Origin of the sequence: Kitasatospora sp. NPDC052868 (genome assembly GCF_044547105.1) — a bacterium.
Taxonomy (GTDB): Bacteria; Actinomycetota; Actinomycetes; order Streptomycetales; family Streptomycetaceae; genus Kitasatospora.
On the sequence record NZ_JBITZW010000008.1, the window covers coordinates 27,623 to 40,506 of the forward strand.

Annotated in this window: 12 protein-coding genes; 6 read left to right on the top strand and 6 right to left on the bottom strand. The window is 75.5% G+C overall.

Annotated features, from left to right (window positions below):
* The first annotated feature begins 124 nt into the window (after positions 1 to 124).
* The 6 genes from dhbA to ACIGZJ_RS15510 all read left to right on the top strand — a co-directional run bounded on the left by dhbA (position 125) and on the right by ACIGZJ_RS15510 (position 5,688).
* Positions 125 to 868, top strand: coding sequence for a 2,3-dihydro-2,3-dihydroxybenzoate dehydrogenase (gene dhbA / locus ACIGZJ_RS15485; protein ID WP_396457918.1), 744 nt, complete (start codon positions 125 to 127; stop codon positions 866 to 868).
* Between the two features lie 81 nt (positions 869 to 949).
* The gene (locus tag ACIGZJ_RS15490; protein ID WP_396457687.1) at positions 950 to 2,125 is read left to right on the top strand and encodes an isochorismate synthase; all 1,176 of its coding nucleotides are present in this window, start codon (positions 950 to 952) and stop codon (positions 2,123 to 2,125) included.
* Positions 2,122 to 3,732, top strand: a complete 1,611-nt coding sequence (locus tag ACIGZJ_RS15495; RefSeq protein WP_396457688.1) for a (2,3-dihydroxybenzoyl)adenylate synthase — start codon at positions 2,122 to 2,124, stop codon at positions 3,730 to 3,732. The genes ACIGZJ_RS15490 and ACIGZJ_RS15495 overlap by 4 nt, the downstream gene beginning before the upstream one ends.
* Before the next feature lie 20 nt (positions 3,733 to 3,752).
* Positions 3,753 to 4,385, top strand: coding sequence for an isochorismatase family protein (locus tag ACIGZJ_RS15500; RefSeq protein WP_396457689.1), 633 nt, complete (start codon positions 3,753 to 3,755; stop codon positions 4,383 to 4,385).
* Positions 4,382 to 5,194: an ABC transporter ATP-binding protein gene (locus ACIGZJ_RS15505; RefSeq protein WP_396457690.1), complete on the top strand. Its 813-nt coding sequence runs from the start codon at positions 4,382 to 4,384 to the stop codon at positions 5,192 to 5,194. Before ACIGZJ_RS15500 ends, ACIGZJ_RS15505 begins: the two co-directional genes overlap by 4 nt.
* The gene (locus tag ACIGZJ_RS15510; protein WP_396457691.1) at positions 5,191 to 5,688 is read left to right on the top strand and encodes a GNAT family N-acetyltransferase; all 498 of its coding nucleotides are present in this window, start codon (positions 5,191 to 5,193) and stop codon (positions 5,686 to 5,688) included. Before ACIGZJ_RS15505 ends, ACIGZJ_RS15510 begins: the two co-directional genes overlap by 4 nt.
* A 137-nt stretch (positions 5,689 to 5,825) precedes the next feature.
* Here ACIGZJ_RS15510 and ACIGZJ_RS15515 read toward each other — a convergent pair whose 3' ends face one another.
* The 6 genes from ACIGZJ_RS15515 to ACIGZJ_RS15540 all read right to left on the bottom strand — a co-directional run bounded on the left by ACIGZJ_RS15515 (position 5,826) and on the right by ACIGZJ_RS15540 (position 12,874).
* Positions 5,826 to 6,938, bottom strand: coding sequence for a FecCD family ABC transporter permease (locus tag ACIGZJ_RS15515; RefSeq protein ID WP_396457692.1), 1,113 nt, complete (start codon positions 6,936 to 6,938; stop codon positions 5,826 to 5,828).
* Positions 6,935 to 7,999 carry a FecCD family ABC transporter permease gene (locus ACIGZJ_RS15520; RefSeq protein ID WP_396457693.1) on the bottom strand — a complete coding sequence of 355 codons (1,065 nt, stop codon included), beginning with the start codon at positions 7,997 to 7,999 and terminating at the stop codon, positions 6,935 to 6,937. The genes ACIGZJ_RS15515 and ACIGZJ_RS15520 overlap by 4 nt, the downstream gene beginning before the upstream one ends.
* Positions 7,996 to 8,835, bottom strand: a complete 840-nt coding sequence (locus ACIGZJ_RS15525) for a siderophore-interacting protein (protein ID WP_396457694.1) — start codon at positions 8,833 to 8,835, stop codon at positions 7,996 to 7,998. Before ACIGZJ_RS15525 ends, ACIGZJ_RS15520 begins: the two co-directional genes overlap by 4 nt.
* Before the next feature lie 147 nt (positions 8,836 to 8,982).
* On the bottom strand, positions 8,983 to 10,743 hold the full coding sequence (locus tag ACIGZJ_RS15530) for an ABC transporter ATP-binding protein (protein WP_396457695.1): 1,761 nt from the start codon (positions 10,741 to 10,743) through the stop codon (positions 8,983 to 8,985).
* Positions 10,736 to 12,562 (bottom strand): ABC transporter ATP-binding protein, encoded by a 1,827-nt coding sequence (locus ACIGZJ_RS15535; protein WP_396457696.1) that lies wholly within the window; start codon positions 12,560 to 12,562, stop codon positions 10,736 to 10,738. Before ACIGZJ_RS15535 ends, ACIGZJ_RS15530 begins: the two co-directional genes overlap by 8 nt.
* A gap of 99 nt (positions 12,563 to 12,661) precedes the next feature.
* Entirely contained in the window at positions 12,662 to 12,874 is a 213-nt protein-coding gene (locus ACIGZJ_RS15540; protein WP_396457697.1) for an MbtH family protein, read from the bottom strand.
* Positions 12,875 to 12,884: the final 10 nt, after the last annotated feature.

The following is a 12,884-nucleotide window of genomic DNA, read 5'->3' on the forward strand; positions in this document are numbered from 1 at the left end:
CCGCGCTCCGACCCCAGGGAGAACGTCCATGCCACCCGCCTTCAGCCGCGTCCCCAGACCGCGTCGCACCGGCCTGGACGCCGCCAAGTCGGCCGCCACGAAGGCGCGGTGACCCGTGGCATCGATATCCACCGAGGAGTTCGAGGGCCGGACCGCCCTGGTCACCGGCGCCGCCCAGGGCATCGGGGCCGCCGTCGCCCGGCTGCTGGCCGATCGCGGGGCCCGCGTCGTGGCCTGCGACCTCTCCCCCTCCGGGCCCTCGGTCCACCGCCTCGACGTCACGGACGCCGAAGCCGTCGATCGGCTGGTGGACCAGGCCGAGCGTGAGTACGGACCGCTCGACATCCTGGTCAACGTCGCGGGCGTGCTGCACGCCGGACCGGCCATCGAAACCAGCGACGAGGACTGGCAGCGCACCTTCGCCGTCAACACCACCGGGGTCTTCCACACCTGCCGCTCCGTCGGGCGCCGGATGGCCGGGCGCGGCCGGGGCAGCATCGTCACCGTCGGGTCCAACGCCGCCGGCGTCCCCCGGATGAACATGGCCGCCTACGCGGCCTCCAAGGCGGCCACCACGATGTTCATGCGCTGCCTGGGCCTGGAACTGGCCGCCTCCGGTGTGCGCTGCAACCTGGTCTCGCCCGGGTCCACCGACACACCGATGCAGCGCGCGCTGTGGACCGACGACGACGCCGAGCGCCGGGTCCTCGAAGGCGACCCGGCCACCTACCGGGTGGGGATCCCGCTCGGCCGGATCGCCGCCCCCGAGGACATCGCCGAGGCCGTGCTCTTCCTGGCCGGCGACCGCGCGCGGCACGTGACCATGCACGACCTCTACGTCGACGGCGGCGCCACGCTGCGGGCCTGACCCCGACCCGGGCGGCCCGGAAGCGCGCCCCTTCGAGTCCCCTCACCCCGGTGCCCCCGGCACCGGGCAGAACGGAGCACCATGACCACGGCTTCCGAGGCCCGGTCCCCCGTCGCGACCCCGCTGGACGGCAGCGGGCTGCTGGCCGCCTACCGCCCGGCCGCCGACCGGGCCTTCCTCGTCGGCCCCACCCGGACCCTGCTCGCCGAGGGCGTGCACCGGTCCGTCCCCGACCCCGCCGAGGCCGGCCGACTGCTGGCCGCGGCGCGGGCCGAGGGCCGCGACCCGCTCGTGGTCGGCGCGATCCCCTTCTCCCCCGGCCGCCCCGCCGAACTGTTCGTCCCCGAGCGGGTGCTGCGGGCCGAGCCGATCCGCGGCACCCGGACCGCCGCCCCCGCCCGCCCGGCGCAGTCGGCGTGGACCAGGCGCCCCGTCCCCGCGCCCGAGGGCTACCGGGACGCCGTCGCCGAGGCGGTCCGGCTGATGGACGCGGACCGGGAGCTCGCCAAGGTCGTCCTCGCCCGCACCCTGGAGCTCACCTCCCCCGGCGGTACCGACCTCCCCGCCATGCTCGGCCGGCTGCTGGACCGCGACCCGCACGGCTACACCTTCGCCGTGCCGGCCGGCGGCACCGCCACCCTGATCGGCGCCAGCCCCGAACTGCTGGTCTCCCGTCAGGGCCGCCGTGTGGTGTCGAACCCGCTGGCCGGGTCCGCCGCCCGCAGCACCGACCCGGTGGAGGACCGGCGCCGGGCCGAGGAGCTCGCCCGCTCCCCCAAGGACCTCGCCGAGCACGCCTTCGTGGTCGACGCCGTCCGGCAGGCGCTCGCACCGCACTGCGACGACCTCGTCGCCCCCGCGCAGCCCTCGCTCGTCCGCACGGCCGCCATGTGGCACCTGTCCACCACCGTCACCGGGACCCTGCGCGACCCCGCCACCAGCGCCCTGGACCTCGCGCTGGCCCTGCACCCCACCCCGGCGGTCTGCGGCACCCCGACCGACCGCGCCCGGACGCTGATCGGCGCCCTGGAGCCCTTCGACCGCGGCCTCTACACCGGCGTGGTCGGCTGGGGCGACGCCGACGGCGACGGCGAATGGGTCGTGACCCTGCGCTGCGCCGAGGCCGACGGCGAGCGGCTGCGGCTGTTCGCCGGCGCCGGCGTGGTCGCCGCCTCCGTCCCGGAACACGAACTGGCCGAGACGGCCGCGAAGTTCCGGACCTTCCTGCACGCCGTCGGACTGGAGAACGCCGAATGAGCCACTACCCCCAGGAGGTCGCCGACCGCTACCGCGCGGCCGGCTACTGGACCGGCGAGACGCTGGACACCATGATCCGCCGCCACGCCGCCGCCACCCCGGAGCGGATCGCCGTCACCGACGGCGACCGCCACTGGAGCTACGCCGAGCTGGACGCACGCGCCGACCGGCTCGCCGCCGGGATGCTCGCCCGCGGGCTGCGCAAGGGCGACCGCGTCGTGCTGCAACTGCCCAACGTGGCCGAGTTCTTCGAGGTGTTCTTCGGCGCGCTGCGGGCCGGTGTCGTCCCGGTGATGGCCCTCCCGGCGCACCGCCGGGCCGAGATCTCCTACTTCTGCGCGTTCGCCGAGGCCAGGGCGCTGTTCGTCGCCGACCGCCACGAGGGCTTCGACCACCGCGAACTGGCCGCCGAGGTGTGCGCGGCGGTGCCCGGCCTCGGGGAGGTCTTCGTGGTCGGCGACCCCGGGCGCTTCACCCCGCTCGCCGAACTGCGCGCCGACGCCCCGACCGACCCGGCCGCTCCGGCAGACCCCGCCGACCCCCCGCAGGCCGGCGACCTCGCCTTCCTCCAGCTGTCCGGCGGCAGCACCGGGCTGCCCAAGCTCATCCCCCGCACCCATGACGACTACCTGTACAGCGTCCGCGAGTCGGCCGTGATCTGCGAGCTGTCGCCCGCCAGCGTGTACCTCTGCGCACTGCCCGCCGCCCACAACTTCGCGCTCAGCTCGCCGGGCACGCTCGGCACCTTCCACGCCGGCGGGCGGGTCGTGCTGGCCCGCGAGCCCAGCCCGGCGACCGTACTGCCGCTGATCGCCCGCGAGCGGGTCACCATCACCGGCGTGGTTCCGCCGCTGGCCCTGGTCTGGGCGCAGAGCGCCCCCGGCAGCGGCCACGACCTGTCCAGCCTCGAACTGCTCCAGGTCGGCGGCGCCAAACTCAGCGAGCAGGCCGCCCGCCGACTGGGCCCGGCGCTCGGCTGCCGGCTCCAGCAGGTCTTCGGGATGGCCGAGGGCCTGGTCAACTACACCCGCCCCGAGGACCCGGAGGAGACCGTCCTCACCACCCAGGGCCGCCCGATCTCGGCCGACGACGAGATCCGGATCGTCGACGACGAGGACGCCGACGTGCCCGAGGGCACCACCGGGCACCTGCTGACCCGCGGCCCCTACACCATCCGCGGCTACTGGCGGGCGCCCGAGCACAACGCGCGCTCCTTCACCGCCGACGGCTTCTACCGCACCGGGGACCTCGTCCGCCGCACGCCCACCGGCCACCTGGTCGTCGAGGGCCGCGCCAAGGACCAGATCAACCGGGGCGGCGAGAAGGTCGCGGCCGAGGAGGTCGAGAACGTCCTGCTCGCCCACCCCGCGGTGCACGACGTGTCGGTCGTCGCGATCCCGGACGACTACCTGGGCGAGCGCAGCTGCGCCTACGTGATCCTGCGGCCCGGTGCCGAGCGGCCCCGCCCCGCCGCGCTGAAGGCCTTCGTCCGCGCCGCCGGACTCGCCGACTACAAGGTCCCGGACCGCGTCGAGTTCGTCGACGCGTTCCCCAGCACCGGCGTCGGCAAGGTCAGCAAGAAGGACCTCCGCACCACCTCCCGCTAGCCCAGAAAGGCCCCCCTCGCATGGCACTGCCCGCCATCGCCCCCTACGAACTGCCCGGCCCCGCGGACCTCCCGCCGCGCAAGGTGCCGTGGCAGGTCGACCCGGCGCGGGCCGCGGTACTCGTCCACGACCTGCAGAACTACTTCCTCGGCGCGTTCCCGGCCGAGGGCCCCCCGCTGGCCCCCGCCCTGGCCAACACCGCGCGGATCCTGGAGCGGGCCCGGGCGCAGGGCATGCCGGTGGTCTACTCCCACCAGCGCGGCGGCCAGACCCCCCGGGAGCGCGGCCTCCAACTCGACTTCTGGGGCCCGGGGCTGCCCGCCGACGAGCACGCCCAGGGCGTGCCGGACGTCGTCGCACCCGCCGAGCAGGACGTCATGCTGCTCAAGTGGAAGTACAGTGCGTTCGCCCGCACCGACCTCGCCGAGCTGCTGGAGAAGGCCGGCCGCGACCAGCTCGTCATCGTCGGCGTCTACGCCCACATCGGCGTCATGATGACCGCGTCCGACGCGTGGTCACGCGACATCCAGGCGTTCGTGGTCGGCGACGCCGTCGCCGACTTCTCCGCCGACAAGCACGCCGAGGCGCTGCGCTGGGCCGCCGAGAAGTGCGCCGTCGTCCTGACCACCGACGAACTCCTGGAGGGGAAGTGACCACCACCGACGGGCGGCTGCTCACCGAGAAGGTGACGCTGCGCTACGGCGACCGCGCCATCGCCACCGAGCTGTCGGTGGCGGTGCCGGACGACTCGTTCACGGTGATCGTGGGCCCCAACGCCTGCGGCAAGTCCACCCTGCTGCGGGCCTTCGCCCGGCTGCTGAAGCCCGCCGCCGGGCGGGTGCTGCTGGACGGCGAACAGATCGGGGCGCTGCCCGCCAAGGAGCTGGCCCGCCGGCTCGGCCTGCTCCCGCAGAGCTCCACCGCGCCCGACGGCATCACCGTCGCCGACCTGGTGGCCCGCGGCCGCTACCCGCACCAGGGCCTGTTCCGGCAGTGGTCCCGGGAGGACGAGCGGATCGTCGCCGAGTCCATGGCGGCCACCAACGTGGACGCCCTCGCCGACCGGTTCGTCGACGAGCTCTCCGGCGGCCAGCGCCAGCGCGTCTGGCTCGCCATGGCGATCGCCCAGCAGACCCCGCTGCTGCTGCTCGACGAGCCGACCACCTTCCTGGACATCGCCCACCAGGTCGAGGTGCTCGACCTGTGCGCCCGCCTGCACCGGGACCAGGGCCGCACCCTGGTCGCCGTGCTGCACGACCTCAACCAGGCCACCCGCTACGCCACCCACCTGATCGCCATGCGCGACGGCGCGGTGGTCGCCGAGGGCGTGCCCTCCGAGATCGTCACCGCCGAACTGGTCGAGCAGGTCTTCGACCTGCCCTGCCAGATCATCGAGGACCCGCAGACCGGCACCCCGCTGGTCGTCCCGCTGGCCCCCGCACACCGCGGCTCCTCGCGGTGACAGCGGCGCTGCGCCCGGCCGCCGCCCTGCGGGCGGTCCGCGCCACCGGGGCGGACGCGCAGGCGCTCTACGCGCTGTCCGCCCCGTTCATGCGCTCCGGCGCGCTGCGCGAGCGGACCCCGGACGCCTACCGGCACCCCGACGACACCTTCCTGATGGTCCGCGCCGAGGACGCCGGGCCCGCCCGGCTGGACGCCTGCGTCGCGCTGCGCGCCCTGGCCCCCGAGGCCGACCGCCCCGCCACCGGCCTGCTGCACAACTTCTGCGTCCGCACCGACCGCCAGGGCGCGGGCCTCGGCTCGCTCCTGGTCACCGCCGTGGTCGCCGAGGCCCGCCGCCGGGGCCTGCGCGCCCTGGTGACCGCCACCACCGGCGGCGGCGCCCTGTTCCTGCGGCACGGCTTCCGGCGGATCCCCGCCTCGGCCGCCCCCCGGGCGTGGGCGGCCGGCCTGGACCCGACCCGCGACTCCCAGGTCTTCACCCGGGATCTCTGAACGGGCGACACACGGCACGGACACGGCGGCGGGGGGGGGGGGGGGGGCCCCCCCCCCCCCCCCCGGGGGGGGGGCCGGGGGGCCCCCCCCCCCCGCCCCCGCCGCCGTATTCGTGCGTCTCCTGAAGTCCCGGGCGGTCAGCCGCGCTTGGTGCGCCACTGGCCGAGGATGAGCCAGACCAGGTAGCAGCCGCCCACCACGCCGGTGAGGACGCCGACCGGGAGCTGGGTGGGGGCCAGCAGGCGCTGGGCGGCGAGGTCGCTGAGGGCCAGCAGCAGGGCGCCGAGCAGGGTTGAGCCGAGCAGGTTGGGGCCGGTGGCCCGGGTGAGGCGGCGGACGGCCTGCGGGGCGATCAGGGCGACGAACGGGATCGGGCCGGCGGCGGCGGTGGCCGCGGCGGTCAGGCCGACGCCGATCAGCACCAGCCAGACCCGGGCGCCCTCCGTGCGGACGCCGAGCGAGGAGGCCGCGTCGTCGCCCATCTCCAGCATCCGCAGCGGGCGGCCGAGCAGGACGGCGGCGGGCAGCAGCACCGCGAGGGCCACGGCCATCGGGACGCAGTGCTCCCAGCCGCGCGCGTTGAGGCTGCCGGTGAGCCAGACCGCGGCGCTCTGGGCGTCGCTGAAGGAGGCGCGGGCGATCAGGTAGGCGTTGAGCGAGGAGAGCAGCGAGCTGACGCCGATGCCGACCAGCACCAGGCGGTAGCCCTGGGTCCCGCCGCGCCGGGCGAGCAGGTACACCGCGACGGAGGTGAGCATGCCGCCCGCCACCGCACCTCCCGCCACGGTGGCGGCGCTGCCGCCGATGACCAGGATCACCGCGAGGGCGCCGGTCGCCGAGCCGACGGTGAAGCCGATGACGTCGGGGCTGCCCAGCGGGTTGCGGGCGAGGGTCTGGAAGAGCGCGCCCGCGAGCCCGAGGGCCGCCCCGACCAGCAGGGCGGTGAGCAGCCGGGGGAGCCGCACCTCCATCACGATGTAGCGGTCGGCGCGCCGCCCGCCCCCGGTGAGCACCTCGACCACGTCGGAGACGGGCAGGGGGTAGTCACCGGCCGTCAGGGTCCAGACGACCGCCGCGCACAGCGCGGCGGCGATCAGCAGGCCGACGATGGTCGCGCGGGCGTGCCAGCGCAGCGAGAGGCCGCCGGGCAGCCGGACGGCGCGCAGCGGGACGGCGGTACGGGGAGCGGGCGGTGCGGGGGCGGGGGCGGCGGCGGCCGCCGACCGCTCGACCGTGGTGGGGCTGTTCACAGTTGGGCGATCCTCCGGCCGCGTACCAGGGCGATGAAGAGCGGGGCCCCGATGAACGCGGTGACGACGCCGACCTGGAGTTCGGCGGGGTGCAGGGCGATCCGGCCGATGATGTCGGAGGCGAGCAGCAGCACCGGGGCGAGGACGGCCGACATCAGCATGATCCAGCGCTGGTCCGGTCCGCAGATGTGGCGGGCGAGGTGCGGGACGGCCAGGCCGATGAAGGCGATCGGGCCGACCGCGGCGGTGGCGGCTCCGCACAGCAGGGTGATCGCGAGCAGGCTGAGCAGCCTGGTCCGGCCGGGGTTGGCGCCGAGCGCGTGCCCGGCGTCGTCGCCGAGGGCGAGCGCGTTCAGCGGCCGGCCGAGGAACAGCGCGAGGACGGCGCCCGCCGCGAGGAAGGGCAGCACCTGGCCGAGGACGGCGGTGTCGATGCCGGCGAGGGTGCCGACCTGCCAGTACCGGAAGCGGTTGAGGGTCAGCGGGTCGAGCAGGATCAGCCCGTTGACGAAGGCGGTGAGCACGGCGGTGACGGCGGTGCCGGCGAGGGCGAGCCGGGCCGGGGTGGCCGAGGCGCGGCCGCCGCCGCCGAGGATCTGGACGACCAGGGCGGCCACCGCGGCGCCCGCGAGGGCGAACCAGACGAAGGCGCCGAAGGAGCGCAGGTCGAACAGCGCGGTGCCGGCCGCGACGGCCGCCGCGGCGCCGCCGTTGATGCCGAGCAGGCCGGGGTCGGCGAGCGGGTTGCGGGTGAGCGCCTGCATCATGGCCCCGGCGATCCCGAGGGCGGCGCCGACGGCGATGCCCAGCAGGGTGCGCGGGATCCGCGAGTGGTGGACCACGATCCAGTCCTCGGAGGCGGGTTCGTGGTTCAGCAGGACGTGCAGGACCTGGCCGGGGGCCACCGAGCGGGCGCCGACGGCGATGCCGGCGAGGGCGAGCAGCGCGAGCAGCAGCACGGAGCCGAGCAGCCAGGCGGTGCGGCGGGCGGCGCCGGCCCGCCGGCGCGGCGCGGGCGCCGTCCGGGTCGGGGCCGGCCTGCGCAGGGTGTCGGCGGTCATGCGTGCGGCTGGTGGTCGTCCTCGTGGTGGTCGTGGTTGGCCACCCCGCGCTTCCAGTAGCCGTCCACGTCGACCTGGTTCTTGGTCAGGCCGCACTCGTTGCGCAGGTAGCGGCGGATCGGCTTGAGGGTGTTGGCCTCGCCGGCGACCCAGGCGAAGCCCATGCCCTCGGGCAGTTCGGCGGCCCGGATGGCCTGCTCCAGCAGGTCGGTGCTGCCGGACCCGGCGTCGCCGCGGTGCACCCAGGTGACGGTGGCGTCGGTGGCGGTGGCCAGGGGCTGCTCGTGCTCGGGGCCGGGGACCTCGACGAAGGCCAGGACCTTGACGCCGGCCGGGAGCAGCTCCAGCCAGCGGGCGAGCGCGGGCAGGGCGGTCTCGTCCGCGCCGAGGAGGTACCAGTCGTGGACGAAGGGGATCTCCTCCGAGCCGCGGGGGCCGAAGACGCCCAGCTTCATGCCGGGCTCAGCGGCCGCGGCCCAGCTGGAGCCGACGCCCGTCCCGTGCAGGACCATGTCGATGTCCAGCTCGCGGGCCTCGCGCCGGTAGTGACGGATGGTGTAGTCGCGGGTCAGCGGCTCGGACATGCCCTCGGGGGCGTCCATCCAGGTGTCGTTCTCGACGACCGGCTCGACCGGGAGCTCGTCGCCGGGGAAGGCGAAGCAGAGCTTCACGTGGTCGGTCGGGGCCTGCTCGCAGAAGCCCTCCAGGGCGTCGCCGGCGAAGGTCACCCGGACGGTGCCGGGGGTGACCCGGACGACCTGCTTGACCTCCAACAGGCGGTACTTGAGCGGATGGCGGACGATCCGCATGCGCGGCGGTGCCGTGTCGGTGTTCATCGGTCAGCCCAATCCGTGGGGGGTGTCTGCGAGCCCGGACAGACCCGTGCCGCCGTCCCGGGGGGAGCCGGGCGGCGGCACAGGGCGATCATCACATGATTAGGTTAGCCTAACCTGGGGTTCGGAGACCAGCCGGGGTACCGGCTTTCACGCCCCGGCCTGCCGGTTCCTCACCTTCAGGACGCCCGCCGGCTCGTCACTCGCAGAGCCCCCGCCCGCCGACTCGTCACCGACCAGGCGTCCGCCGTCCAGCCGGACCACCCGGGGCAGCCGCGCGATGGTGGCCGGCCGGTGGGCGATGACCACCAGCGTGCAGTCGGCCCGCAGTTCGTCCAGCGCGTGCTCCAGCCGGGCCGCGGTCACCGGGTCGATGTCCGCGGTGGCCTCGTCCAGGACGAGGACGGCCGGGTCGGCCAGGACGGCGCGCACCACGCCCAGGATCTGCCGCTCGCCCGCCGAGAGGTTGCCGCCGCGCTGGCCCACCTCGGCGTCCAGGCCGCCGGGCAGGCCGTCCAGCCACTCGCGCAGGCCCAGCTGCTCGACGGTCCGCTCGATCCGCTCCCGGTCCGGCGCCCCCTGCACCAGCGCCAGGTTGTCGGCGATCGTGCCGGAGACCATCCGGACCTCCTGCGGCACCAGGACGATCCGGCGGCGCAGCTGCTGCTCCGGGATGTCCGCGAGGTCCGTCCCGGCGAAGCTGACCGAGCCGGCGTCGGGGTGGTAGAGGCCGCAGAGCAGCTTGGAGAGGGTGGTCTTGCCGGAGCCGGTCTCGCCGACCACCCCGGTGCGGCTGCCCCGGGGGAAGTCCAGGGTGAGCCCGTGCAGGGAGAGCCGGTCGGCGCGGTAGCCGTAGTCGACGGCGACGCAGCGCAGGTCGCCCCGGGCGGGGAGGTCCTCGATGCGGGCGGGGCGGCGCCCTGGGGCGGTGGCGGCCAGCAGGTCCAGCAGCCGGGCGAGGCCGGTGCGGGCCGTCTGCACCTCGCCGACCAGCTGGGAGAGGTCGGCGAAGGAGTCGAAGAGGTTGCGGCTGGCGATGACGAAGACCACCACGGTGCCGACCTCGACGGTGTCGCGGGTGATCATCCAGCCGCCGACCAGCAGCAGCACGACCAGCGCGGTGCCCTCGATCAGGCTGACCAGGTCGATCCGGTTCTCCACCCGCAGGGCGCGGCGGGCGGCGTGCACCGCGTGCCGGTTCTCGCGCCCGAAGCGGGCGCTCCAGCCGGCCAGGCCGCGGGAGGTCTGCAGGGCCTCACGGGCGGTCAGGGTCTCGGAGAAGGTGGCGGCGACGGTCGCCTCCGCGGCCGCCTTGCCGCCGAAGGCCGCCGCCGCGTCGCGCTGGAACCAGCGGGTGACGAGCAGGGTCAGCGGCAGGAACACGGCGAGCTGGACGAGCAGCAGCAGCCAGGAGTAGCCGGTCAGCATGATCAGGGTGAAGGCCAGCGTGGCGACCGAGGAGACCAGGTTGCGCAGGTGCAGCCGGACGAACGCCGCGAGCGCGGCGACCTCGCCGGTGGCCCGGCGCAGCAGTTCGCCGCTGCGGTGGCTCTCCAGGAAGCGCAGCGGGGCGGTGGCGAGGTTCTCCACGGCCTGCTCGCGCAGGGTGCGCACGACGTTCTCGCCGTTCTTGATGAGCAGCAGTTCGCCGACCCGGGCGAGGACGAGCTGGGCCGCCCCGAGGACGACCAGCAGGGCGACGGCCAGGCCGAGGCCGCCGCGGTCGCGGCTGACCGCCGAGCTGGTGGCCAGGCCGATCAGCGGGGCGACCGCGACCAGCGCGGCGGAGTCGGCGAGGCCGACGCCGAGCGCGAGGCCGAGGCGGGCGCGGTGCGGGCGCAGGTAGGGCATGGCGCGGCGGAGCACCCCGCGCTCGTCGGCCTCGTCCTGGAGCAGGGGCTGCTCAGCCACGGGCCACCTCCATGGTGTTCGGGGCGGTCACGGCGTCGGGCCCTTCGGTGGCGGTGTCGTTCCCGCCCGGGCCGCCGCGCGGCGGCTCCAGGGTGACGACGCGGTCGGCGGCGTCCAGGACGGCCGAGCGGTGGGTGGCGAACAGGACGGTGCGGTCGGGGCCGGCCCAGGTGCGCAGCCGGTCGAGGACGAGCTGCTCGGTGGTGGTGTCCAGCGCCGAGGTGGAGTCGTCCAGCAGCAGGACCCTGGGGTCGCCGAGCAGGGCCCGGGCGATGGCCAGGCGCTGCACCTGGCCGCCGGACAGCGCGGTGCCGCCCTCGCCGAGTTCGGTGTCGTAGCCGTCGGGCATGGCGGTCAGCTGGTCGTGGATGCCGGCGGTGCGGCAGGCCTCGTGCAGGGTCTCCAGCGGGATGTCGCGGCCGAGCCGCAGGTTGTCGGCGACGGTGCCGGAGAGCAGGACGGGCCGCTGGGCGACGTAGGAGATCCGCTCGCGGACCTGGTCCAGCCGGGCCTCGCGCAGGTCGGTGCCGCCGTAGCTGACGGTGCCTGCGTCGGGGTCGTCGAGGCGGACGGCGAGCCGCAGCAGGGTGCTCTTGCCGGAGCCGGTGGCGCCGTTGACGGCGACGAACCCGCCGTGGGCGACGCTGAGGGCGACCGGTCCGAGGACGGTGCGGCCGTCCCGGACGGCGGTGGCCCCGGCGAACTCCAGGGTGCCGTGGTCGGGGAGGTCCTTGGCCCGGCCCGCGGGCGGTTCGGCGACGACCGGGCTGATGGAGAGCGCCTCGTCGATCCGGGCGGCGGCGACATCGGCCTGGCCGCGCTCCAGGAGGCGGTCGACCAGGACCCGGGTGGCGAGGGTGACGATGGCCATCCAGACGGTGAAGGCGACCAGTCCGCCGCGGGTCAGGCGGCCGTCCACGACGGCGAGGCCGCCGAAGCCGAGGCCGGCGGCGACGGCCAGGCGCGGGACGAATGGTGCGACGGCGGCCCAGCCGGCCTCGATCCGGGCGGCGATGACCGTCCGTTCGGTGACTTCGGCGCTGGCGCCGTGGTGCCGGTCGACCAGCGGGCGGTGGCCGCCGGTGCCGCGCAGGCCGGTGCCGATCTGGAGCAGGTCGGCGACGGCGTCGGCGCGGTCGCCGTGGGCCTTGGCGAGTTCGCCGCTGGCCGCGGTGAAGCGCTTCGGGAAGTAGAGGTTGACCCAGACCAGGAACGGCAGGGTGGCGAGGGTGACCAGCAGCAGGCTGAGGTCGAGGGTGGCGATGGCGGGCAGCACGGTGAGGAAGGTCGTGCCGAGGACGACCCAGATGGCCAGGCCGTGCACCCACTCGCGGACGAGGTCGGTGTCCCGGGTGGCGCGCATGGCGAGGTCGCCGTGGCCGCGCGAGGCGAGGGCCGCCCGGTCCAGGCCGGAGAGGTGGTGCAGCAGGCGGGCGCGCAGGTCGGCGCCGACCTTGGCGTCGGCGTAGCCGGCCCAGTACTGCCAGCCGTAGAGCCCGGCGAACTGGATGAGGGCGGCGAGCGCGGTGGCGCCCGCCCAGGTGAGCAGGGCGCCGTTGTCGTGCTTCTCGAGGCCCTGGTCGAGGGCCTTCTGGACGCACCAGGGCACGGCGAGCAGGGCGAGCTGGCGGATCGCCGCGGCGGTCATGGCGGCGGCGACCGTGCCCCGGTGGGGGCGGATCGAGCCGCGGAGCAGGGCCTTGGCCCGGCGGCGGCGCTCGGCCGAGAGGGCACCGGGTTCCAGTTCCTCGTCGGCTAGTTGCTCGGCGGTCAGGCCGTCGGACGGCCCGGCGGCAGGTGCTGGCTGATTGGTGCTCACGGCGATGGCCATCCGTCGGGTAGCTGCGGGAGAAGCGGTACGGGAGGGGGCGGCCGGTGCGCGGCCGCCCCCTCCCGGGTGATCAGGCGCTGGGGCCGGTCACGCGCTGCGGGCGATCAGGCTCGCCGGGCGCAGGTCGGTCCAGTTGGCTTCGATGTACTCGGTGCACGCCTGGCGGCTGTCCTCGCCGTGGACGGCGGTCCAGCCGGCCGGGATCTCCGCGAAGGCGGGCCACAGGGAGTGCTGGTTCTCCTCGTTGACGAGCACGAGGTAGCGGGCGTCGTCGTCCTCGAAGGGGTTGGTGGCGCTCATCTGGTTCTCC